Below are 23,475 nucleotides of genomic sequence, written 5' to 3'. Positions count from 1 at the left end.
TCCCACGAGGGCGGCACCCCACCGGGGTGCCGCCCTCGCGGCGTCCCGTCCCCCGCTCTTCCCCCGACCAGGGGGCGATGTGTGGCCATGTGGCCCTCGGCTCGCCGTCCGGGAGGCGACGTGTGGCCATGTGGCCCTCGGCTGGCCGTCCGGGAGGCGACGTGTGGCCATGTCGCCCTCGGGCCGCCTGCGGGGGCGACATGGCCACACGTCGCCGCTGGCAGGGGTGGTGGAAGGGCGACATGGCCACACATCGCCCTGTGGGGGCGGCGGACGGCGGGGGGCGCCCGCGAGGGGTGGACGTAAGGTCGGCCGGTGGCCGTGCTCGTCGACCCCCCGCGCTGGCCGGCGCACGGGCGCGAGTGGTCCCACCTCGTCAGCGACGTCTCGCTCGACGAGCTGCACGCCTTCGCCCGGCGCGTCGGCATCCCCGCGCGCGGCTTCGAGGGCGACCACTACGACGTGCCGTCGGAGCGGCTGGCGGACCTGCAGGCCGCGGGGGCGACGCTCGTGCCGGCCGGGGAGTTGCTGCGGCGGCTCGTCGCCAGCGGCCTGCGGGTGCCGAAGCGGCGCGGCCAGCAGGTGCTCGGCAGCTGGGTGGAGGTGCGCCCGGGAGGCGACGAGGTCCACGTCGACCTCGTGGTCAGCGTCGAGCCCTCGCCGGCCGCGACGACGCGGGGCGTCCGCGGCCTCGTCGTCGACGGCGAGCGCCGCGTCCTGCTGCGGCGGCCTCGCGTCGGCGGGCAGGGCGGCGCCGGGCAGGACGGCGCCGGGCAGGACGGCGCCGGGCCGGCCGGCGCCGGGCCGGACCGGTGGGCGCTGCCGGTCGTCGGCCGTGGCCGTCCGCTCGGCTTCTCCCGGCACCGGCCCGTGGCGGCCGGCGGGCGCCGCGCCCCGGCCTCGCGGTGGCGCCACATCGCCCTGGTGGCCGGGACCCCGGACGACGTCGTCCTGGCCGACGGCGACGAGGCGCGCCTCGTCGCGGCGACGGACGCCGGGCGCGCGTGCGGCGCCCCGCCGTGGTGGCCCCTCGTCGTCCACGGCCTCGAGGCGGCCGCGCTCGGCGGCGGCCGCTGAGCGAGCCCTCCACCGGTCGAGCCGTGGTGGGCCCGGGCCCGGGCGACGGCGGGGTCGGGTCGGCCGTCCGCCGCGCGCCTACCGTGGAGGGGTGAGCACGCCCGAGACCCCCGCCGCCGGCTCCGTCGCCAGCACCGCCGACGCCCACGCCGACGCCCACGCCGCCGCCGACGTCGCCGCTGACGTCGCCGGGCCGCCGGTCGGCGACCCCCGGGCCGCGGGCGGCGCCAGGGCGCCGCGGGACTCCTCGCGGGTCGCGCCGCCGGCCCGGCGCCTGGCCCGGGCCGTCGTCACCGAGGACGCGCTGTCCGTCGCCGAGCACGCGGACGCCGTCGAGGACCCCGCCGCGGGCGCCGTCGTGACCTTCGGGGGCGTCGTGCGCGACCACGACCACGGCGCCCGCGTCGCGCGCCTGGAGTACTCGGCCCACCCGAGCGCGGGGCGCGTGGTCGAGGAGGTGGCTCGCGAGGTGCTCGCCGCCCACCCCGTCGACGCCCTCGCCGTCAGCCACCGCACCGGGGCGCTCGAGGTCGGCGACGTCGCCTTCGCCGTCGCGGTGGCCGCCGCGCACCGGCGCGAGGCCTTCGCCGCCTGCGAGGAGGTCGTCGAGGAGGTGAAGGCGCGCCTGCCGGTGTGGAAGCGCCAGGTGCTCGCCGACGGCGGGGCCGAGTGGGTGGGCATGCCCTGAGCGCCGGGACGACCGCCCCCGCGCCGGCTCCCGCCCGTCAGCCCGGTCCGGCGGTGAGGCTCTTGCCGAAGGTCCGCGTCATCGGGTCGTCGGCCCAGGCGTACGGGGGGACGGGCGACCACCCCTCCCGCTCGTAGAGGGCGATCGCCTCCGGCTGCAGGGTGCCCGTCACGAGGTGCAGCGCGCGCAGCCCGCGGCCGCGCGCGGCCTCCTCCGCCGCGCGCAGCAGGGCCGTGGCGACCCCGCGGCGCCGCGCCGTGGCGGGGACGAAGAGGCGCTTGACCTCGCCGACGCCCGGGCCCACCACGGCCAGCGGCGCGACGACGGCGCAGCCCAGCGCCACGTCCCCCGCGACCGCGAGCAGGTGGACGACGTCGGCCGGGTCCGGGTGCGAGGCCCCCTCGGGCGGCTCGAGCGCCCCCTCCCCGTAGCGCCGCTGCAGCTCGACCTCCGCGTCGCGCACGAGCGCGCGGTGCCGGGGGTCGTCGGCCGCGACGACGACGACCTCGACGACCTGCCCGCGGGCGCCCCCGGACGGCGCCTCAGCCACCGGCGAAGGGCGGCAGCACGTCGACGACGGGGAGTGGGGCCCCCGCGAGCTGCGGGCCGACGACGACCGGGTCGTGCGGCCCGGCGGCGACCTCGCCGACGAGCACGGTGGCCACCTCGAGCACGGGGGCGAGGGCGGGGTGGCGGCGGGCCAGGGCGCGGCGCAGGTCGTCGACGTCGGGCACCGCGCCGGCCTCGCCGGCGAGGACGTCGACGACGTCCTCCTCCGTGCCCGCGGCCGCGGCGGCGCCGGCGTACAGGCGCACGCGGAGCCGCACGCCGTCCGCGGCGGGGCCGCCGGAGGGGCTGGCGACGGGTGCGTGCCCGGGGGTCGGCGAGGTCACGTCCGCCTCACCCGCCGATCGCGCTCATGGGCCGGGACGCGCGCGCGAAGCCGCTGGTCGTCAGGGGCTCGGCCTCGCCGATGCCGTGGGCCGGCGCCTTGCCCCACATGGCGGCACGCCAGACGTCGGCGACCTCGTCGTCGTCGGCGCCCGCGCGCAGCAGGCCCCGCAGGTCGGTCTCCGAGGTGGAGAACAGGCAGCTGCGCACCTGGCCGTCGGCGGTGAGGCGGGTGCGGTCGCAGGCGCCGCAGAACTGCCGGGTGACGGACGCGATGACCCCGACGCGCCCCAGCGGAGCCGTCGACGGGTCGGCGCCCCGCGCCCGCACCCACCAGGTCTGGGCGGGGGAGCCGCCGCGCGCGGCGGGGTCGTCGGCCTCGAGGTCGTAGGCCGTGCGCAGGCTCGCGAGGACGTCGTCGGCCGTCACGAGACCCTCGCGCGTCCAGGCGCCCTGGGCGTCGAGCGGCATCTGCTCGATGACGCGCAGCTCGTAGCCGGAGGCGAGGCACCAGGCCAGCAGCTCGGGCGCCTCGTCGTCGTTGACCCCCGGCAGCAGGACGGCGTTGACCTTGACGGGGCTGATGCCCGCGGCCGCCGCCGCGGCTGCGCCCGCCAGGACGTCGGCGTGCCGGTCGCGCCGGGTGATCTGAGCGAAGCGCTCGGGCCGCAGCGTGTCGAGCGAGACGTTGACGCGCCGCAGGCCCGCGGCGGCCAGCCCGGCGGCGCGGCGCTCGAGGCCCAGGGCGTTGGTCGTCAGCGACGCCTCGACGGGCTCGCCGTCGGCCGTGCGGAGCGCCGTGGTCGCAGCCACCACCCGCTCGAGGCCGCGGCGCAGCAGCGGCTCGCCCCCGGTGTACCGCACCTCCCGCACGCCCAGCCGCTCCACGGCCAGGCGCACGAGCCGGACGACCTCGTCGTCGGTGAGCAGGTCACCGGACGGCATCCACTCCAGGCCCTCCGGCGGCATGCAGTACCCGCAGCGCAGGTTGCAGCGGTCGGTGAGGGAGACCCGCAGGTCGACCGCCGTGCGGCCCGAGGGGTCCACCAGCCCGGGGACGGCGGGGCGCCCCGCCGTGGCGGCCGCCCGGGCGGCCGGGTCGCGGGCGTCGCGCGGCGGCCGGCGCACCGGGGGCATGCCGAGCGCGACGGCGCCCGTGCGGGCGGTCGGTGCGGCGGAGGGGCTCATCGCCCGCCAGGATACGTCCGCCCCGGGGCACGGGTCGGCCCGAGCCGACCCGTCCGGCCCCGGCCCGTCCAGTGTCGACCCGCCCGGCCCCGACCCGCCCCGAGCCGCCCGGCCCCGACCCGCCCCGAACCGCCCGGCCCCGACCCGCCCGGCCCCGACCCGCCCGGCCCGGGCCGCCGGGCCCGGGCCGCGCGGTCGGAGGCGCGTCGGTCAGAGCGCGAACATCCGGGCGTTGCGCTCCTCGACCTCGGCGTAGGAGGTGCCCGCCGCGGCCAGGGCCGCGTTCACCTGGTCCAGCGAGGCGCGGACCCGCTCCTGGGTGCCCCGCCAGTCCGCCACGACGGCCTGGAACTGGCTGGACGCCTGCCCCTTCCAGCTGCCCTGCAGGTCGAGGAGGGACCGCATCATCCGGTCCACCTCCCCGGCCAGCGCGGACGACGACGCGCGGACCGCCGCGCTCGCCTGCTGCACCTGGCTGCTGTCGACCTCGAACCTGCTCACGGCGCCTCCTGGGCTCGGGGGACCGGTGCGGTCCCGCTGCGCCGGGACGCTAGGGGCGCCCGTCGGGGCCCCGCAGGCGTCGTCCACAGGCCCCCCGGGGCCAGTGACCGACGCCCGGGGAGCCCCGGACGCCGAGGAGCCCCGGACGCCGAGGAGCCCCGGACGCCGAGGAGCCCCCGGCGGCGTGCACCGGGGGCTCCTCGTCGTCGCGCGGGCCGCGCGGCGACCCGTCCGGACCCGTCAGTCCTCGCGGGTGCCGAGCGTCGCCTGCACGGAGCTCTGCGCGCCGTCGCGGACGACGGCGAGCGTCACCGTCGTGCCGGGGGCCCGCTCGCGCAGCTGCGCCGTGAGGGACTCGGCGCCCTCGACGGGCTGGCCGTCGATGGCGGTGACGGCGTCGCCCGCCCGCAGGCCGGCGTCCGCCGCGGGCGTCCCGTCGGTGACCGACTGGATGCCGGCGGCGAGGCGGGTGGTGCCGTCGGCGGTGGCCGTCGTGTCCGTGAGGGTCACGCCCAGCCAGGCGTGGTCGGCCGCGCCGTCCTGGATCAGCTCGGTCGCGATGCGCTTCGCCTCGTTCGACGGGATGGCGAAGCCCAGGCCGATGGAGCCGGCCTGCTGGCCCGTGCTGGCGATGGACGAGTTGATGCCGATGACGTCGCCCGCGGCGTCCACGAGAGCGCCGCCGGAGTTGCCCGGGTTGATCGCCGCGTCGGTCTGGATGGCGTTGGTGACGACCTGCTCCGGCGGGGCCTGCTGCTGCTGCTGGAAGCCGAAGGGCAGCTGCTGCTGCGACTGCTGGCCGGTGCTCTCCTGCGTCGTCGTCACGGGGCGGTCGAGCGCCGAGACGATGCCCGTGGTCACGGTGTCGGACAGGCCCAGCGGGTTGCCGACGGCCATGACGGGCTGCCCGACCTCGACGGCGGAGGAGTCGCCCAGGGTGGCCGGCCGGAGGTCCGAGGGCGGGTTCGCGATCTGGATGACGGCGAGGTCGGTCGCCGCGTCCTGGCCCACCACGGTGACGTCGTCGTACACGCGTCCGTCCGGGAGGACGACGCGCATCTGCGCGCCGCTGCCCGCGCCGTTGACGACGTGGTAGTTCGTGAGGACGTGGCCCTGGTCGTCGAGCACGACGCCGGAGCCCTCGCCCTGGGCGGTCTGGCTCGCCACCTGGATGGCGACGACGCTCGGCGCCACCCGGCGCGACACGGCCTGCCAGTCGACCGCGTCCGTCGTCGCCGGCGCGCTGCTGCTCCCCGAGGACGAGGAGCTCGAGGAGGGGGCCAGGGCGGCCGTCGTGCTCGAGGTGCTCGAGGGGCCCGCGAGGGCGCCGACGCCCACGGCCGCCCCGCCGCCGACGAGCGCGGCCACGACCCCGACCGCCACGAGCGCGCCCCAGCCCGGGCGGCGGCGGTCGCGGGGCGCCCGCCCGCCGGAGGGGGACCCGTCACCGGGGGCGGCGGGCGGGGGCGTCGCGCCGCCGTACCAGGCGGGGCCCTCGCCCTGGCCGGGGCGGCCGGCCGCGCCGCGGTCGTCGGCCCCGCCCGGCCAGGGGCTGCCGGCGCCCCGGTCGCTCGGGCGGCCGCCGGTCGGCGTCCCCGCGTAGCGGTCGGAGGGGGCTCCGGCGCCGTCGTGGGGGGCGCCGTCGTAGGGGGCGCGGCCGTACGGGTCGCGGCCGTAGGCGTCGTGGGCGTCGTGGCCGGAGGTCGGTCGGCCGTAGGGCCCCGAGGCGCCGTCGTCGGTGCCGTTGCGGTGCTGGGTCGAGTGGGTCACGTCGTCCTCCTGCGGCTGGAGCGCGGCCCGGCGGCAGGGCGCCCCGGGCGATGGACCCAGTAGAGACCCCGAGGGTGCACGCACCCAGGACGCAGCCTGGACGTTCCCTATGAACCCCGGGGCGTCCGGTCGGCCTGGTCAGGGACGTCGGGGCCGTCGAGGTCGAGGGCCTCGTGGTCCTCGGCCTCGGGGAGCTCGTCGGCCGGCTCCTCAGCGGGCAGGGCGACCTCGACGGTCGTCCCCCCGCCCGGCGTCGCGACGACGCGGGCGGCGCCGCCGTGCGCCCGCACGAGCGCGGCCACGATGGCGAGGCCGAGCCCGCTGCCGCCCCCGGTGCCGCGCGTGCGCGAGGCGTCCGAGCGGTAGAAGCGCTCGAAGACGCGCTCGGCCTCCTCGGGCGGGATGCCGGCGCCGTGGTCGACGACCTGCCAGGTGGCCCAGGCGCCGCCCTCGTGGCGGCGCACGCCCACCCCGATCTCCAGCGGCGTGCCGGCGGGCGTGTGCCGGACGGCGTTGCCGACGAGGTTGGTGAGGACCTGCCGCAGACGGGCGTCGTCGCCCGTCACCGGCGCCGGGGCGGGCGCGGGCGAGCCGTCCAGCCCGACGAGGCGCGCCGGCCGGTCCGGAGCGAGCGCGCGCAGGTCGTGCACGGCGTCGCCCGCGATGACGAGGAGGTCGACGGGGTCGCGGCGCAGGGGCCGCTGCTCGTCGAGGCGGGTGAGGGCCAGGAGGTCCTCGACGAGCGACCCGAGGCGCGCGGACTCCGTCTCGATGCGGCCGAAGGCGGCCCCGACCTGCTCGGGGTCGCGGACGGCGCCCTGCCGGTGGAGCTCGGCGAAGCCGCGGATGGTCGCGAGCGGCGTCCGCAGCTCGTGGCTGGCGTCCGCGACGAAGCGGCGCATGCGCGCCTCGGAGGCCTCGCGCGCGGCGAGCGCGCTCTCGATCCGCTCGAGCATGGCGTTGACGGCGCCGCCGAGGCGGCCCACCTCCGTGCCCGGCCACGCGTCGGGCACGCGCCGGCTCGTGTCGCCGGCGCCGTAGGCCACCGCGACGGCCTCGACCTCGCGCAGCGGCCGCAGCGAGCGGCGGACCGCCACCCTCCCGGCGAGCGCCGCGGCGACGAGCACGGCGAGGGCGACGAGCCAGAAGAGCGCCCGGGTGCGGGCCACGGCGGCGTCGACGCTGCGCAGCGGGTAGCCGATGGAGAGCACGAGGTCCTCGCCCGTCGGCCGCCACGTCACGGGCACCGAGACGACGCGCCAGTCGCTACCGTCCGTGCCCTCGGCCCGGTACGGCTGCCGGTCGCGCTCGCGGGCCTCCTCGAGGTCGACGTCGCCGACCTCGGGGCTGCCCACGGCCGGGGCGGCGAGGACGGTCACCTGGCCCGGCACCCCCGTGGACAGCAGGAGCGCGTAGTCCGTGGGCACGGCGGACTCCTCGCCGGCGCGCTGCCGCGCGACGAGCGTCTGCAGGTCGAGGGTCGTGGCGCTCTGCGCGCGCAGCTGGTCGTCGACGTTGCCGACGAGGACGGCGCGCAGGAGGGACGTCGTCGCGACGCCGGTGATGAGCAGCGCGAGCAGGAGGAGCGCCGCGACGAGCACGACGAGCTTGGTACTCAGCGGGAACTGGTCGGCCCAGCGCGCGGCCGGCGGGCGACGCTCGACGCCGTCGTCGTCGACGACCGGCTGCGGCGGCTCGGCGGGGAGCCGGCGGCGCACCGGCTCGGGCAGGCGCCCGGCCAGCTGGGCGTACCGGGTGGGGCTCACGCCGCCTCGGGCGGCAGGCGCAGCACGTACCCGACGCCGCGACGGGTGTGGATCAGCGGGTGCACGGGCTGGCCGTCGAGGCCTGTGCCGGTGTCGACCTTGCGGCGCAGGTAGGAGATGTAGGACTCGACGATGCCCGCCTCGCCGTTGAAGTCGTAGTTCCACACGTGGTCGAGGATCTGCGACTTCGACAGCACCCGGTTCGGGTTGAGCATGAGGTAGCGCAGCAGCTTGAACTCGGTGGGGGAGAGCTCGACGTCGCGCCCGCCGCGGCGCACCTCGTGGCTGTCCTCGTCCATCTCCAGGTCGGCGAAGACGAGCCGCCCCGGCGCCGCGGCGGCGCCGCCGCCCGTCCGCCGCAGGATGGCGCGGATGCGGGCCACGACCTCCTCGAGGCTGAAGGGCTTGGTGACGTAGTCGTCGCCGCCGACGGTGAGGCCTTGCACCCGGTCGGCGAGGTCGTCCTTCGCGGTGAGGAAGAGGACGGGGGTGTCGCGCCCGCGCTCGCGCAGCCGCTTGGTGACGGCGAACCCGTCGAGGTCCGGCATCATCACGTCGAGGACGAGCAGGTCCGGGCGCACGCGCTCGGCCTGGCGCAGCGCCTCGTGCCCGTCCTCCGCCGTGTGAACCTCGAACCCGGCGAAGCGGAGCGAGGTGGACAGCAGCTCGCGGATGTTCGGCTCGTCGTCGACGACGAGGAGCCGCGCCTCGGCCGGTCCTGTGCTCATGCCCGCCAGTGTGCGCGCCCGGCCTGGCGGGTGCCTCCCCCTCGCCTGGGAGTCGCCTGTGCGTCCGCTGCGGGTCGCGCCGGGCGGGGCCCCGGGCGTCAGCGCGGGAGCGCGACCTCGACCGTCGTCGCGCCCGCCTCCGCCAGCGCGAGGTCGGCGCCGGCGCCCCGGTGCGTCAGCCGGTAGTCGCCGAGGTGCCCCGCGACGCCGACGCGACCCTCGCCGTCGGTGCGCAGCGTCGTGGGCGGCAGCCACCACTCGCCCCGCACGAGGTCGCGCAGGGCGTCGTAGGACGGCTTCGTCGTCCCGTCCGCGCGCACGAGCCCGACGGGGGCGCCGAGCCAGGCGCCCTCGTCCGTCAGTCCCCAGTAGGTGATGGCCTCGACGGAGGGGTGGGAGGCGAGGGTGCGGTAGTGGCGCACCAGCTCGTCCGCCTGCCGCTCCTCGCCCTCGGGCGTCGAGGGCCAGGCGGCGGGTCGGAAGTCGTTGAGGTCCTCGACCTCGGGGGGCATGAGGTCGCCGGACAGCAGGGTGGACTCGGTCATGTGGATCGGCAGGCCGTACCGGGAGAAGCGCTCGAGGACCTCGAGCGTGCGCTCCTCGCCCCAGTACCCCTGGTGCATGTGGCTCTGCAGGCCGAGCGCGTCCACCTGCACGCCCGCCTCGAGCACGCCCTCGACCAGGCACTCGTAGGCCGTCGACATGTCGAAGTCGTTGAGCAGCAGGGTCGCCCGCGGGTTCACCCCCCGCGCCTCCTCGAAGGCCATCCGCACCGTCGCGATGCGCCCGCGCTCGCGGCACAGGCGGGTGATGCCGTTCGTGTGCTCCTCGTTGGCGAACACCGGCATGATCACCACCTCGTTGATGGCGTCCCACGTGTCGACGAGGCCGGCGAAGTCGCCGACCTCGCGGCGGATGCGCGCCCGCTGGGCCTCCTCGACCTCGTCGGTCGGCAGGTCGCGCAGCCAGTCGGCGGTCACGGTGTGCCAGACGAGCGGGTGGCCCTTGAGCCGGACCCCGCGGTCGGCGAGCCACCGGGCGGTGGCGAGGAGCCGCGCGGTGTCCGGTCGACCGCGGACCGGCTCGAAGCCGCCCCAGTAGAAGGGCAGCGTGGCGGTGTCGTAGAGCCCGAGGAAGAGCTCGGCCAGGTGCGCGCCCCGCGACGGCGCGGCGCCGCCGAAGGGGCTGCCGGGGTCGGCCTCCTCCTCGCCGTTCGCGAAGCCGACGAGGTCGAAGCCGATGTTCCCCAGCGCCAGCGCGGGGCGGACCTGCTCGACGACGACGTCGGCGTGGGCGAGCGGCGCGCCCTCCGCGTCGCGCACCGCGAGCACGGCGTCGGCGCGGCGGTGGGCGAGCGAGGCGTCCGGGGCGGGGGAGCGGTGCGGGGCGGGCACGGCGGCCTCCTCGTCGGTGCGGCAGGGGCGGGGGGCGGGGGCGCGAGGTCGCGGCGGGGCCGTCCCCCGCGGGGGAGTCAGAGCGGTCGCGTCGAGCCGCGGACGACGAGCTCGGTGGGCAGACGGACGTGCGTGCCGCCGTCGGGCGCGTCGTCGGGCGAGCCCGTCAGGCGGCGCACGAGGAGCTCCACGGCCGCCGTGCCCATCGCCTGCATCGGCTGGGCCACGGTCGTCAGGGGCGGCTGCGCCAGCGCCGCCTCGGGGACGTTGTCGAAGCCGACGACGGACACGTCGTCCGGCACCGACAGCCCGAGGTCACGGGCGACCTCCATGGTGGCGATGGCGGAGACGTCGTTGGCGGCGAAGACGGCGGTCGGGCGGTCCGGCCCCGCGAGGAGCTCCCGGGCCGGTCCCTGCGTCGTCTGCGGGCGGTAGCCGGCGACCCGCACGAGCGCCGGGTCGACGGGCACCCCGGCCTCGGCCATCGCGGAGCGGAACCCCTCCTCGCGCAGCCGCGCGGACTCCAGGCCGGGGCGGCCGCCGAGGAAGGCGATGCGCCGGTGCCCGAGCTCCAGGAGGTGCTCGGTCGCGAGGCACGCCCCGCGCACGTTGTCGGCGTCGACCGTCGGCACGTCGCTGGGCCCGGCGTGGGGGTCGATGGCGACGACGGGCACGCCGCCGGGGGCGCCCACCACGGTGGGTGTCACGAGGACGGCGCCGTCGATGAGCGTGCCGCCGAGCCGGGACAGGGAGCGGCGCTCCCAGCCGGCGTCCTCCTCGGCCCGCCCGCCGCCGGCGTAGGCGAGCACCTCGAACCCCGTGCCCGCGAGGGCCCGGGCCGCGCCCTTGAGGATCTCGGTGCTGAAGGGCTCGAACTCGGCGACGAGGATGCCGAGCACGCCCGTGCGGTGGCTGCGCAGGCTGCGCGCGACGAGGCTCGTCTCGTAGCCGACCTCGGCGATGACGCCCCGGACGCGCTCCACCGTGCCGGCGGCGACGCCGTAGCGGCCGTTCACCACCTTGGACACCGTCGCCACGGACACGCCCGCGAGGCGCGCGACGTCCGTGATCGTCACGCGCGGGGGGTCAGCGGGCGCCGTCGCGCGCTGCCAGAGGTCGGTCACGGCCGCACAGTAGCGCTCCGCCTCTGCGTTGAAACCGTTATCGAAAACGTTTGACACCCGCGCTGCGCGCGTCGCATGCTCTCCGCGCTCCTCCACCGGTCGACGACGACGAAGGACATGCACCCCATGGCGAGGAACCGAGCCCTCACGGCCGTCGCGCTCCTGGCGACCGCCACCGCGCTGACCGCCTGCGGCGGCGGCGACTCCGGCGGCAGCGACGCCGACGGCAGCACGCTCACCTGGTGGCACAACTCGAACACCGACCCCGGCAAGGCCTACTACGAGCAGGTCGCCGCGGACTTCGAGGCCGCCAACCCGGGCACCACGATCGAGATCAGCGCCCTGGCGCACGAGGACATGCTCACGCGCCTCGACGCCGCCTTCCAGACCGGCGACACCCCCGACGTCTACATGGAGCGCGGGGGCGGCGAGCTCGCCGACCACGTCGAGGCGGGCCTGACGATGGACCTGTCCGACGAGCTGCCTGAGACGATCGAGACCATCGGCAGCTCGGTCAACGGCTGGCAGATCGACGGCCAGACCTACGCCCTGCCGTTCTCGGTCGGCGTCGTCGGGTTCTGGTACAACACCGACCTCTTCGAGCAGGCGGGCATCACGGAGCCGCCGCAGACGATGGAGGAGCTGGACGCCGCCGTCCAGGCCCTCAAGGACGCCGGGATCCAGCCCATCTCCGTGGGCGCCGGCGACAAGTGGCCCGCGGCGCACTACTGGTACTACACGGCGCTGCGCGAGTGCGGCCAGGACGTCCTCGAGGACGCCGTCACCTCCCTCGACTTCTCCGACCCGTGCTTCGTCGCGGCGGGCGAGGACCTCCAGGGCCTCATCGAGACCGAGCCCTTCAACGAGGGCTTCCTCGCCACCCCGGCGCAGCAGGGACCCGCGAGCGCCTCGGGCCTGCTCGCCACCGAGCAGGTGGCCATGGAGCTGGCCGGCCACTGGGAGCCCGGCGTCATGCAGGGCCTCACCGAGGACAACGAGGGCCTGGGCGAGAAGACCGGCTGGTTCCCCTTCCCGGCGGTCGCGGGCGGCGAGGGCGACCCGGAGGCCGCCCTCGGCGGCGGTGACGCGTGGGCGTGCTCGGCCGACGCGCCGGCCATCTGCACCGACTTCCTCGAGTACCTGCTGTCCGACGAGGTGCAGATCGGCTTCGCCGAGCGCGACATGGGGCTGCCGACCAACCCGGCCGCCAACGACGCCGTCTCGGACCCGGCCCTGGCCGACCTGCTCGAGTACCGCGACAGCGCGCCCTACGTGCAGCTGTACTTCGACACGGCCTTCGGCGAGAACGTCGGCGGAGCCATGAACGACGAGATCGCGCTGCTCTTCGCCGGGCAGGCGAGCCCGCAGGACGTCGTCGACGCGGTCCAGGCCGCGGCCGGCACCGACTGAGCGGGAGGCGGACGACGTGACCCCCCGCCCCACGGGCGCCCACGTCGCCGCCTCCTCCCGCGGTGCCGCGGGCGCTGCCGACCGGTCCGACCGGTCGGCGGCGCCCGCGCGCCCGTCGGGGGGCGGGCGGCGGCGCTCGTCCTCGCGGCTGTCCGCGAGGACGCGCACGCGCCTCGAGATCGCCTTCTTCACCGGCCCGGCGCTCGTCCTCCTGGGCCTGTTCATCGTGGTCCCGGTGCTGCAGGCCGTGCGCTACTCCGTCTTCGACTGGAACGGCCTCGGGCCGCTCGACGACTTCGTCGGGCTCGACAACTACACGCGGGCCCTCGGCGACACCGTCTTCACCGGCGCGGTGGTGAACAACTTCGTCATCATCGCGCTGTCCATCGCGATCCAGCTGCCCCTGGGCCTCGCGATCGCGCTCCTGCTCAACCGGGACATCCGCGGCCGCGGCTTCCTGCGCGTCGTCATCTTCATGCCGTACGTCCTCGCCGAGGTCGTCGCCGGCGTGGTGTGGGTGCTGCTCCTGCAGCCGAACGGCCTCGTGGACGCCGTCGTCGAGGGCGTGGGCCTCGGCGGGCTGACCCAGCTGTGGCTGGGCGACCCGGACGTCGCCCTCGGGACCGTGATGGTCGTCCTCACGTGGAAGTACCTCGGCCTCGCCGTCATCCTCTTCCTCGCCGGCCTGCAGGGCGTGCCCGAGGACGTCTACGAGGCCGCGCAGCTCGACGGCGCCTCGTGGTGGCAGGTCCAGCGCCGGGTCACCATCCCGCTGCTCGGGCCGACGATCCGCACCTGGGGCTTCCTGTCGATGATCGGCTCGCTCCAGCTCTTCGACATGGTGTGGATCCTCACCGGCGGCGGCCCCGCGAACTCGACGGTGACGATGGCGATCTACCTCATCAACCAGGGCACCGAGCGCGGGCTGTACGGCTACGCCTCAGCCGTCGCCGTCCTGCTCTTCGTCATCTCGCTCGTGCTCGCCGTCCTGTACCAGACCTTCGTCCTGCGCCGTGACAACGAGGCGGCGCCGAAGCCGAGGAGGGCCGCGCGATGAGCGCCCCCACGACGACGCCAGCCCCCGGACGGCCCGTCCCGCTGCAGCCCGAGCCGCGCCGCCGCGGGCGCCGTCGCTCCTTCGGCGGCGGCGGGCCCCTGGTCTACGCCGTGGCCGCGCTCGTGGTCGTCGTGACGGTCGCGCCCGTGGCCTACGCCTTCCTGGGCGGCTTCCGCTCCAACGCGCAGCTCGCGGCGGACCCGGTGGGCCTGCCGAGCCCGTGGGTCGTCGACAACTACGTGCGCGTGCTCACGTCGGGCAGCTTCTGGCGCTACACGCTGAACTCGACGCTCGTCGCGCTCATCACGACGGTCGTCGTCTCGGTGCTCGGCGTCATGGCGGCCTACCCGCTGGCCCGCTACCGGTTCAAGGGGCGGGAGGCGCTGGCGCTCGTCTTCACCCTCGGGCTGCTCTTCCCCCTGACCGTGGCGATCATCCCGCTGTTCCTGCTCGTCCGGGACCTCCAGCTCACCAACACGGTGTGGGGCGTCGCGCTCCCGCAGGCCGCCTTCGCGCTGCCGCTGACGGTCGTCATCCTGCGGCCGTTCCTCGCGGCGCTGCCGAAGGAGCTCGAGGAGGCGGCCGCCATCGACGGCGCCTCGCGGATCGGCTTCTTCTGGCGCATCCTCTTGCCCCTGTCGGGCCCGGGGCTCGTGACGGTCGGCGTCCTGGCCTTCGTCGCGTCGTGGAACGCCTACCTGCTGCCGCTGCTCGTGCTGTCCGACCCGGCGTCCCAGACGCTGCCCCTCGGCGTGGCGAGCTTCTCCACGCAGTACGCGCAGGACACTGCAGGGGTCCTCGCCTTCACGTCCCTCGCGATGATCCCCGCCCTCGTCTTCTTCCTGGCCATGCAGCGACGCATCGTCAACGGCCTGCAGGGCGCCGTGAAGGGCTGAGGAGCCGTACCGTCGCGCCCCGCGCCCGCATCCCTTTCCGGAAGGACCCCATGAGCACCGACACCACGCCCTCCGCCAGCACCACCGACGTCCCGGCGTCGCCCCGCGTGGAGGAGCTCCTGGCGTCCCTGACGCTCGAGGAGAAGCTCGCCCAGCTGGTCGGCCTCTGGGAGGGCAAGGGCGGCGACGGCGAGGGCGGCGACGTCGCCCCCATGCAGGACGCCATGCAGTCCGAGGACGCCGAGTTCGAGTCCTTCGCCGCCCGCGGGCTCGGGCAGCTGACGCGGCCCTTCGGCACGGCGCCCGTCGACCCGGTGGCCGGCGCCCGCACGCTCGCGGCGCGCCAGCGGTGGCTCGTCGAGAGCACCCGCCCCGGCATCCCCGCGCTGGTCCACGAGGAGTGCCTCACCGGCCTGGCGGCGTGGAAGGCCACCACCTTCCCGGCGCCGCTGACGTGGGGGGCCACCTTCCACCCCGAGCTCGTGGAGGAGATGGGCGCGGCCATCGGGGAGTCCATGCGCTCCCTCGGGGTCCACCAGGGCCTCGCGCCGGTGCTCGACGTCGTCCGCGACGCCCGGTGGGGCCGCGTCGAGGAGTGCATCGCCGAGGACCCCTACGTCGTCGGCACCGTCGCGACGGCGTACGTGCGCGGCGTGCAGTCGACCGGCGTCGTCGCGACGCTCAAGCACTTCGTCGGGTACTCCAACAGCCGCGCGGGCCGCAACCTCGCGCCGGTGCACGCCGGGCCGCGCGAGGTCGCCGACGTCCTGCTGCCGCCCTTCGAGATGGCCGTCCTCGACGGCGGCGTCGACTCGGTCATGAACTCCTACGCGGAGGTCGACGGCGTCCCCGTCGCGGCGGACGCCTCCCTGCTCACCGACCTGCTGCGCGGGGAGTGGGGCTTCACGGGCACCGTCGTCGCCGACTACTTCGCGATCGCCTTCCTGCAGTCGCTGCACGGCGTGGCCGGCGACCCGGGCGACGCTGCGGCGCAGGCGCTGGCGGCCGGCATCGACGTCGAGCTGCCCACGGGCACGGCCTACCTCGAGCCGCTGGCGGCCCGGGTCCGCGACGGGCTCACCGACGAGGCGCTCGTCGACCGGGCGTTGCGCCGCGTCCTCGCGCAGAAGGAGCGCCTCGGCCTGCTCGACGCGACCTTCGACCCCGACGCGGTCGGCGAGGTCGACCTCGACCCGCCCGCCCACCGCGACCTCGCCCGCCGCATCGCCGAGGAGGGCGTGGTCCTCCTCTCCAACGACGGCGTGCTGCCGCTCGACCCGGCCGCGGAGCGCCGCGTCGCCGTCGTCGGGCCGAACGCCGACGAGGTGCCAGCGCTGTTCGGCTGCTACAGCTTCGCCAACCACGTGCTGGCCCAGCACCCGGGGGTCGAGCTGGGGCTCGACGCGCCGTCGCTGCTCGCGGCGCTGCGCGGCGAGCTCACCGGCGCGACGACCTCGTACGCCCGCGGCTGCGACGTCGACACGGCCGACGTCTCGGGGATCGCCGCGGCGGTCGAGGAGGCGCAGGGGGCCGACGTCGTCGTCGCCGTGCTCGGCGACCGCGCCGGGCTCTTCGGCCGCGGCACGTCGGGGGAGGGGTGCGACGCCGAGTCGCTCGACCTGCCCGGCGTCCAGCGCGAGCTGCTCGAGGCCCTGCTCGACACCGGCCGGCCCGTGGTCGCGGTGCTGCTCACCGGCCGTCCTTACGCCGTCGACTGGGCGCTGGAGCGCTGCGCCGCCGTCGTGCAGGCCTTCTTCCCCGGCCAGGAGGGCGCCGGCGCCGTCGCGGGCGTGCTGTCCGGCCGGGTCAACCCCTCGGGGCGCCTGCCCGTCTCGCTGCCCCGCTCGGTCGGCGCGCAGCCGTACTCCTACCTGCACCCCAAGCTGGGTGCGGCCAGCTCGGTGAGCAACATCGACACCAAGCCCGTGCGGCCCTTCGGGTTCGGGCTCTCGTACACGACCTTCGAGCGCAGCGACCTGCGCGTCGCGCAGACCGAGGTGCCCACGGACGGCGCCCTCCAGGTCTCGGTGACGGTCCGCAACACCGGGGACCGCGCTGGCGCCGACGTCGTCCAGCTCTACGCGAGCGACCCCGTCGCGTCCGTCACGCGGCCGATCACCCAGCTGCTCGGCTACGCGCGGGTGGAGCTGGAGGCCGGGCAGGCCGCCGAGGTCGTCCTCGACGTGCCGACGACGCGCGTGGCCTTCACCGACCGCTCGATGACCCGCGTCGTCGAGCCCGGCGCCCTCGAGCTGCGCGTCGGCCCGTCGTGCGCGGACGTCGAGCTCACCGCGCAGGTCGAGCTCACCGGCGCCGCGCACCCGGTCACCACCGCCGACCGCCGCGTCGTCGGCGTGGACGTCGTCCCGGCCTGACGCTCTCGGAGGTGGACCTCGTGGGGCGGCACGCCGTCGCCTGCCCCACGAGGTCGACCGCGATGCCGGTGGTGGACCTCGTGGGGCGGGGTGTCGCGGTGGCGCGCACAGGCGGACGCGCGAGGCCGGCCGTCCACCGGTGACGCGGTCGGGGCCGCTCGGCAGCGGTGGGCCGGGACGCTCCCGGTCGTGGACGTCCGTGCCCTGCACCCCTCAGCCCGGACGGCGCTCCCCGCGCTCGAGCGCCTCGCCGCCGGCCAGGACGGTGTCGTCACCCGCCACGACGTGGTGGCGGCAGGCGCGTCGGTGGAGGCGGTCCGGACCATGGTCCGCCGGCAGGAGTGGCGCCGGCTCCTCCCCGGCGTCCTGCTCGTCGAGACGCACCGCCGGGGGCTCGCCCTCCAGCGGTCGTGGGCTCGCGCCGCCGTGCTGGCGGTCGAGGGAGCGGTGGTGGCGGGCCCCACCGCGGCGGTGCTGCACGGCTTGCCGCCCGGACCACCGACGAGCCGGGTGCACGTCGCCCGGCGTGCGCCCGTCCAGGTGGGGTCACGGCCCCTCGTCGTCCACCGGTGGGACCCGCCGGTCGACCACGTGGTCGACCTGGGCGGGCTGCCGACGACCTCGCGGGTCCGCACCGTGGCCGACCTCGTGCCGCGCCTCGAGCGCCCGGACGCGCTCGCGCTCCTGGACGGCCTCCTGCGCAGCGGCGACGCCGAGGAGCTCGTCGCGGCGTCGCTCCTCTGCGCGGGCCGGCCCGGCTGCGTCGTCGTCGGCGACCTGTGGGCGCTCGCGGACGCCCGGGCGGAGTCGGTGCTCGAGAGCCGCGTCCGCCTGCGGTGCCACGACGGCGGCGTCCCGCCGGACGACCTCCAGGTCGAGGTCCGCGACGAGCACGGAGTGCTCCTGGCGCGCGGCGACATGGCGTTCCGCCGTCGGCGGAGCGAGCGTCGAGGACTCCTGCTGCTGGAGGCGGACGGCGCGGACCCCCACTCGACGCCCGAGGCCGTCTACCGCGACCGGTGGCGCACCAACGCCCTCGTCGCCCTCGGCCACGACGTGGTGCGGTGCACCTGGCGGGACACCCTCGCACCGTCGGTGGTCCCGGCCCTCGTGCGGCGCGCCCTGTGACCGCGGAGGTCGTCGCTGGGCGACCACCGGTCGCCGGCGGAGCGACGGCCCGCGCCCACGAGGTCCACCACCCCCGCCGCGGTGGACCTCGTGGGCCGCGCGACGGCGTGTCGTCCCACGAGATCCACCACGGAGGTGGCGTCTCCCACGAGGTCCACCACCGAGGTCGGGAGACGGACCCGTCAGGCGCCGTCGGCCTCCAGCGAGCCGGCGAGGACGTCGTCGCCGTCGAGGATCCGGTAGGCGTAGCCCTGCTCGGCGAGGAAGCGCTGCCGGTGGGCGGCGAAGTCCTGGTCGAGGGTGTCGCGGGAGACGACGGTGTAGAAGCGGGCGGTGCGCCCGTCGCCCTTGGGGCGCAGGAGGCGGCCGAGGCGCTGCGCCTCCTCCTGCCGGGAGCCGAAGGACCCGCTCACCTGCACGGCCACGGAGGCCTCGGGCAGGTCGATGGAGAAGTTGGCCACCTTGGAGACGACGAGGACGTGCAGCTCGCCCTCCCGGAAGGCCTGGAAGAGGCGCTGGCGCTCGGCCACCGACGTCTCGCCCTTGATGACGGGCGCGCCGAGGCGCTCGCCGAGGTCGTCGAGCTGGTCGATGTACTGGCCGATGACGAGCACCTGCTCGCCCTTGCTCGCCTCGACGACGCGCTGGACGACGCGGGTCTTGGACTCCGTCGTCGCGCACAGCCGGTAGCGCTCGTCCGGCTCCGCGGTCGCGTAGAGGAGGCGCTCGCTGTCGGGCAGCGTCACCCGCACCTCGACGCAGTCGGCCGGGGCGATGTAGCCCTGCGACTCGATGTCCTTCCACGGCGCGTCGTAGCGCTTGGGCCCGATGAGGGAGAAGACCTCGCCCTCGCGGCCGTCCTCGCGAACGAGCGTCGCCGTCAGCCCGAGCCGGCGGCGGGCCTGCAGGTCCGCCGTCATGCGGAAGATCGGCGCCGGCAGGAGGTGGACCTCGTCGTAGACGATGAGGCCCCAGTCGCGGGCGTCGAGCAGCTCCAGGTGCGGGTAGACGCCCTTCCGGCGCGTCGTCAGCACCTGGTAGGTGGCGATGGTGACCGGGCGCACCTCCTTGCGGGTGCCCGAGTACTCGCCGATCTCGTCCTCGGTGAGGGACGTCCGCTTGACCAGCTCGTCCTTCCACTGCCGCGCGGAGACGGTGTTCGTCACGAGGATGAGCGTCGTCGCGCGCGCCTTGGCCATGGCGCCCGCGCCGACGAGGGTCTTGCCCGCACCGCAGGGGAGGACGACGACGCCCGAGCCGCCGTCCCAGAACCCGTCGACGGCCTCGGCCTGGTACGGCCGCAGGTCCCAGCCGCTCGTGTCGAGGTCGATGGGGTGCGCCTCGCCGTCGACGTACCCGGCCAGGTCCTCGGCCGGCCAGCCCAGCTTGAGCAGCACCTGCTTGAGGTTGCCGCGCTCGCTGGGGTGGACGGCGACGGTCGCCTCGTCGATGCGATCGCCGACGAGCGGCGCCACCTTCTTGCTCCGCAGCACCTCCTCGAGCACCGGCACGTCCGTGGCGTGCAGGACGAGGCCGTGGCCGGGGGCGTCGACGAGCTGGAGCCGGCCGTACCGGTCCATCGTCTCGGCGACGTCGACGAGCAGCGCGTGCGGCACGGGGTAGCGCGAGTGCTCGAGCAGGACGTCGACGACCTGCTCGGCGTCGTGGCCCGCGGCCCGGGCGTTCCACAGGCCCAGCGGCGTCAGCCGGTAGGTGTGGACGTGCTCGGGGGCGCGCTCGAGCTCGGCGAACGGCGCGATGGCCTTCCGGCAGGCGGGCGCGTCGGGGTGGTCGACCTCGAGCAGGAGGGTCTTGTCGCTCTGGACGATGAGGGGGCCGTCGCTCACGGGCGTCCTTCCGGTGCTGCTGGGGACGGTGCTGGACGTGCCGGCGTGCGGGGGGCCGGCGGCTGAACGGTCCAACCGCCGCGCGCCGCCCGTCCTTCCCGCACCGGTCGCGCGCGTCCGCCCGAGAGGTCTGGGCCCGGGAGGTCCGGGCCCGGGACGTCCGGGCCCGGGGAGGGCTAGAAGCCCCCGGCCCCTGCGCTGATCAGCCCGCCGCCGATGACGAGGAAGAGCACGAGCGCCAGGACGGCGAGCACGACGACGGCCGCGATGACGCCGACGAAGACGAGCCAGCCCGTGCGCGTGAGCCGCTCCGCGCGCGCCCGGTCGGTGGACGCGCTCGTGGCGGCGACGACGCCGATGACGAGCGCCGGCACCCCGGCGAGGGTCGCGACGCCGGTGAAGACGGCGAGGCCGGAGACGACGAGCAGGACGAGCGTCGACGTCGGCAGACCGCCGCCGGGCGGCGTGCCGCCGTCGTACCGGCTGTCGCCGTGGTCCCCGCCGTAGCGCGCCACGTCGGAGCCCCCGCCCCAGCGCCCCGGGTCGGAGTAGCCCGGCCCGGAGTACCCCGGCTGGGAGTACCCCGGCTGGGAGTACCCCGGCTGGGAGGACCTCGGGTCGGAGGCTCCCGGGGACGTGCGTCCCCCCTCCGAGCCGCGCGGGTCCGAGCGCCAGGGGTCCGGGCTCGGCGGGGGAGGGGGCGGGCCGCCGGCGTCGCGGCCCCACGCGGAGGCCCCTCCACCGGTGCCCTGACCGCCTCCCTGCTGCGGCGTGCCGGCCGCCGCGCCGCCATCCGGGGCGCCGTCCTCCCGTGCAGGGCGCCGGTCGTCGCCGTCGGGCGCACCGCCCCCGGTGCCCGGCCACGGGCTGCGCGGCGGCGTCCCCGGCGCGTCGGGGCCGTACGGGTAGTCCGGGTGGCTCACGGCTGCTCCTCGCTCCTGGGGCCGCCGCGGGTCCTGCGGCCCCGACGGGGTGGACGCCCGTGACGCTACCGCCGTCGCCCGCTCCGGCGGCGGGCCGGAGACGGCCCGCCGGCCGGCCCGGCGGAGGCCTCAGCCCGGCGCCGTCCCCGTCACCCGGTGCACCGACAGCACCCGCACGGCGCCGGTCGTGAGGTCGCGCACGGTGATGCGCCCGCCCTCGACCTGCAGCGGCTGGGCGTGGACCTTGCTCGGCCCGCCGGTCGTGTCGACGACGCCCACCCACACCGGGCGCCGGTCGGCCGCGGCGCGGCGCAGCTCGGAGAGCGACACGGCAGGGTCGGCGGGCGGCACCAGCGGCGCGCCCGGCGGCGGGGCGGGCGCCGCCGCCACCGCCTCGTCGCCGGCGCGCAGGGCGGCGACGACGCTGCGCGCGGTCGCCTCGTCGGGCGCGACCTGCGTGGGCGCCGGGCGGGGCGGCCGCCGCGGGGGCGTGCGGCGGGCGGTCGGACGGTCGAGCACGAGGGCGCCGTCGACGGACTCGGCGGCCGGCGCGAGGCCGAGGGTGCGCAGCACGCGCAGCACCTCGGCGGCGTCCGCGCGGGCGACGAGCACCGTGGGAGCCAGCCGCCGGAGGCCGAGGGGGGCCGCGCGCCGCTCCGCGAGCAGCTCGGCGAGCGAGGCCTCGTCGTCGCTGCGCAGGTACGCGCCCGCCGAGCCGACCCGCACGCGCCCGTGGCGGCGGGCCACGTCGCGCACGAGGTACTCCAGCGGCTGCGGCACGGGCGTGGCCGAGACGCGGGCGAGGAAGGTGAGCAGGTCGTCGGCCGTCCGCCCCGCGTCGAGCGCGCGGCGCACGGTGCCGCCGTCGAAGCGGTACACCGTCGCGCCGCCGCGGGAGTCGACGTCGGCGGCGAGGGACAGCTCGAGCTCGAGGTCGCGCTCGAGGGGGCCGGGGGCCACCGCGGTGAGGTCGGCCTGCAGGAGCACCTCGGTGACCGGGGCGGGCAGGGCCTCGTCGAGGACGGCGGCCGCCGCGCGGCGCCGCGCGGCGGCGGCCTCGTCGTCCGGGCCGGGCGCGCCGTCGTCGCCGAGCAGCGCCCGCCCGGCGGCCGAGAGGGCGCCCGAGGCGACGACGCCCAGCCAGGCGGCCTCCTCGAGCAGCACGCGCAGCAGGGCGGCGTCGCGGGCCGGGGCCCACCGCGGGCGCTGCCACGCCAGGCGCCCGGCGAGGTCCTCGGGGTCGGCGCCCTCGCCGTCCGGGACCTCGGCCAGGGCGGACAGGAGGAGCGCGCGGACGACGGGCGCCTGCGGGCGGGCGACGGCGTCGGAGAGAGCGGCGCGGGCGCTGCCGCGGTCGTCGCGGTCGCCCACGAGCGAGGGCAGGCGGGGCATCGCCGCCCAGGCGGACGCGAGCGCCGTCCACCGCTCCCCGGTGGTGCCGTCGGCCCAGGCGTCGTAGCGCGGCGTCGGCGCCCAGGCGGGGTCGGCCTCGCCGTCCTCGGCGACGAGCCCGGCCGCGGCGGCGACCTCGACGACGAGAGCGGCCGTGCCCGCGTCGACCTCCAGCTCGGCGGCCGTGCGGGCGAGCTCGCGGACGCCGACGCCGCCGGCGCGCAGCAGCGGCGCCGGGCGCTGCTCCCAGGCGCGCCCGAGGGCGTCGACCAGGCGGACGGCCTCGGCCGCGGCGCCGCCGGCGAGCGCGTCGCGGCGCCCCGCGGGTGCCGGCCGGCCCGGCAGGGGCGGCGGCTCGAGGGCGGCCGGCTCGCGCAGCACGCGGCCTTCCCGGAGCGCCAGCCCGACCTCGCGGGGCAGGACGACGCGGCTGTCGCCCACGGGCACGAGCAGCGCCCGCGCGAGCAGCCAGTCCAGGGGGGCGACGTCGTCGGCCTCGTCCGCGGCGTCGACCTCCCGGCGGGCGCGGGAGACCTGCCCCACGGGTCCGCCCGCGTCGAGGCGGCCGAGGAGCTCGCGGGTCCCCTCGGGCGCCGCCCTGAGCAGGGCGGCGAGCCCGGCGGGGTCGGCGAGCCGGGCCGACAGGCCGGCCGCGCCCTCGACCGCCGGGACGTCGAGGAGGCGCCCGAGCGCCTCGGCGCGCGGCCGGGCGGCGGGCGTCTGCTCGAGCAGGTCGAGCAGCGCGGGGCCGAGGCCCGCCGGGTGCGGGCCGAGGGCGTCCGCGAGGACGCCGACGCCGGTGTGCGACCGGGGCGTGCCCCACAGCAGCGCGAGCTCGCGCAGACGGGCCAGCACGGGGGCGGTGCGCGTCTGCGGCAGCCCGCACGCGGCGGCCACCGCGGCGGTGCCCGTCGACCCGCCGCCGGCGGTGAGGACGACGACGGCCGCGAGCACGTCGAGCTCGGCGCGGCTGCGCGCGTCGACGGCCCGCTGGACGCTGTGCCGGGTGCTCGCCCGCACCGCCAGCGCGCCGGTGTCCGCGGGCACCGGCGTCGCCAGGTCGGGGCGGCCCCGCAGCAGCGCGACGAGCGCGTCCTCGCCGCGCCCGCGCAGGTCGTCCGCGAGGCTGCGCGGCTCGCGGGCGCGTCCGGCGGCGGGAGGGGGCGGGGGAGGCATCCGCCCCACGCTAGGCGAGCCGGCCCTCCGCCACCCGGGCAGCCGCCCCCGCCGGTGGGGCGGGCGGGCCCGGACGCGCGGACGGCCCGCCCCGAGCGCGAGCTCGGAACGGGCCGTCCGCGTGCAGCGGTCCCGGCGCGGGGC

At 77.3% G+C, this 23,475-nt stretch carries 19 protein-coding genes; 7 read left to right on the top strand and 12 right to left on the bottom strand.

Annotation, left to right across the window (positions count from 1 at the left end):
• The first annotated feature begins 315 nt into the window (after positions 1-315).
• Entirely contained in the window at positions 316-1,077 is a 762-nt protein-coding gene (locus Q0789_RS03025; RefSeq protein ID WP_298801976.1) for a DUF4031 domain-containing protein, read from the top strand.
• A 91-nt stretch (positions 1,078-1,168) separates the two neighbouring features.
• On the top strand, positions 1,169-1,765 hold the full coding sequence (locus tag Q0789_RS03020; protein WP_298801973.1) for a molybdenum cofactor biosynthesis protein MoaE: 597 nt from the start codon (positions 1,169-1,171) through the stop codon (positions 1,763-1,765).
• 37 nt (positions 1,766-1,802) lie between these two features.
• Here the strand turns inward: Q0789_RS03020 and Q0789_RS03015 are convergent, their stop codons facing one another.
• From Q0789_RS03015 to Q0789_RS02975, 9 genes are all read right to left on the bottom strand, one after another.
• Complete coding sequence (locus tag Q0789_RS03015; protein WP_298801972.1) at positions 1,803-2,315, bottom strand: GNAT family N-acetyltransferase; 513 nt, start codon at positions 2,313-2,315, stop codon at positions 1,803-1,805.
• Positions 2,308-2,658, bottom strand: a complete 351-nt coding sequence (locus tag Q0789_RS03010) for a MoaD/ThiS family protein (protein ID WP_298801970.1) — start codon at positions 2,656-2,658, stop codon at positions 2,308-2,310. The genes Q0789_RS03015 and Q0789_RS03010 overlap by 8 nt, the downstream gene beginning before the upstream one ends.
• 7 nt (positions 2,659-2,665) lie before the next feature.
• A complete protein-coding gene (gene moaA / locus Q0789_RS03005) occupies positions 2,666-3,844 on the bottom strand; it encodes a GTP 3',8-cyclase MoaA (protein ID WP_298801968.1) in 1,179 nt (392 codons plus the stop codon).
• A gap of 210 nt (positions 3,845-4,054) precedes the next feature.
• Positions 4,055-4,345, bottom strand: coding sequence for a WXG100 family type VII secretion target (locus tag Q0789_RS03000; RefSeq protein ID WP_298801966.1), 291 nt, complete (start codon positions 4,343-4,345; stop codon positions 4,055-4,057).
• A 240-nt stretch (positions 4,346-4,585) separates the two neighbouring features.
• Positions 4,586-6,115, bottom strand: a complete 1,530-nt coding sequence (locus tag Q0789_RS02995; RefSeq protein WP_298801964.1) for a trypsin-like peptidase domain-containing protein — start codon at positions 6,113-6,115, stop codon at positions 4,586-4,588.
• A 107-nt stretch (positions 6,116-6,222) separates the two neighbouring features.
• Positions 6,223-7,881 (bottom strand): HAMP domain-containing sensor histidine kinase, encoded by a 1,659-nt coding sequence (locus Q0789_RS02990; RefSeq protein ID WP_298801962.1) that lies wholly within the window; start codon positions 7,879-7,881, stop codon positions 6,223-6,225.
• The gene (locus Q0789_RS02985; RefSeq protein WP_171202321.1) at positions 7,878-8,609 is read right to left on the bottom strand and encodes a response regulator transcription factor; all 732 of its coding nucleotides are present in this window, start codon (positions 8,607-8,609) and stop codon (positions 7,878-7,880) included. The genes Q0789_RS02990 and Q0789_RS02985 overlap by 4 nt, the downstream gene beginning before the upstream one ends.
• Before the next feature lie 98 nt (positions 8,610-8,707).
• Positions 8,708-10,003, bottom strand: a complete 1,296-nt coding sequence (locus Q0789_RS02980) for an endo-1,4-beta-xylanase (RefSeq protein WP_298801960.1) — start codon at positions 10,001-10,003, stop codon at positions 8,708-8,710.
• A gap of 77 nt (positions 10,004-10,080) precedes the next feature.
• The gene (locus tag Q0789_RS02975) at positions 10,081-11,127 is read right to left on the bottom strand and encodes a LacI family DNA-binding transcriptional regulator (protein ID WP_298801958.1); all 1,047 of its coding nucleotides are present in this window, start codon (positions 11,125-11,127) and stop codon (positions 10,081-10,083) included.
• A 126-nt stretch (positions 11,128-11,253) separates the two neighbouring features.
• Between Q0789_RS02975 and Q0789_RS02970 the strand changes: the two genes are divergently transcribed.
• From Q0789_RS02970 to Q0789_RS02950, 5 genes are all read left to right on the top strand, one after another.
• Positions 11,254-12,537, top strand: a complete 1,284-nt coding sequence (locus tag Q0789_RS02970; protein ID WP_298801956.1) for an extracellular solute-binding protein — start codon at positions 11,254-11,256, stop codon at positions 12,535-12,537.
• 16 nt (positions 12,538-12,553) lie between these two features.
• Positions 12,554-13,594, top strand: a complete 1,041-nt coding sequence (locus Q0789_RS02965) for a carbohydrate ABC transporter permease (RefSeq protein WP_298801953.1) — start codon at positions 12,554-12,556, stop codon at positions 13,592-13,594.
• On the top strand, positions 13,591-14,490 hold the full coding sequence (locus Q0789_RS02960) for a carbohydrate ABC transporter permease (RefSeq protein ID WP_298801950.1): 900 nt from the start codon (positions 13,591-13,593) through the stop codon (positions 14,488-14,490). Before Q0789_RS02965 ends, Q0789_RS02960 begins: the two co-directional genes overlap by 4 nt.
• Positions 14,491-14,540: 50 nt before the next feature.
• Positions 14,541-16,865, top strand: a complete 2,325-nt coding sequence (locus tag Q0789_RS02955; protein WP_298801947.1) for a glycoside hydrolase family 3 N-terminal domain-containing protein — start codon at positions 14,541-14,543, stop codon at positions 16,863-16,865.
• Between the two features lie 189 nt (positions 16,866-17,054).
• Positions 17,055-17,993, top strand: a complete 939-nt coding sequence (locus Q0789_RS02950) for a type IV toxin-antitoxin system AbiEi family antitoxin domain-containing protein (RefSeq protein WP_298801945.1) — start codon at positions 17,055-17,057, stop codon at positions 17,991-17,993.
• Positions 17,994-18,175: 182 nt separating this feature from the next.
• Here Q0789_RS02950 and Q0789_RS02945 read toward each other — a convergent pair whose 3' ends face one another.
• The 3 genes from Q0789_RS02945 to Q0789_RS02935 form a co-directional block, all read right to left on the bottom strand.
• Entirely contained in the window at positions 18,176-19,840 is a 1,665-nt protein-coding gene (locus tag Q0789_RS02945; protein WP_298801943.1) for a DNA repair helicase XPB, read from the bottom strand.
• A 176-nt stretch (positions 19,841-20,016) separates the two neighbouring features.
• Complete coding sequence (locus Q0789_RS02940; RefSeq protein ID WP_298801941.1) at positions 20,017-20,763, bottom strand: hypothetical protein; 747 nt, start codon at positions 20,761-20,763, stop codon at positions 20,017-20,019.
• A gap of 129 nt (positions 20,764-20,892) precedes the next feature.
• Entirely contained in the window at positions 20,893-23,331 is a 2,439-nt protein-coding gene (locus tag Q0789_RS02935) for a helicase-associated domain-containing protein (RefSeq protein ID WP_298801939.1), read from the bottom strand.
• Positions 23,332-23,475: the final 144 nt, after the last annotated feature.

It is taken from the genome of uncultured Pseudokineococcus sp. (genome assembly GCF_947499845.1).
Taxonomy (GTDB): Bacteria; Actinomycetota; Actinomycetes; order Actinomycetales; family Quadrisphaeraceae; genus Pseudokineococcus.
Note: the sequence above shows the minus strand (reverse complement) of the source record. Positions and strands in the feature narration are given on the sequence as shown.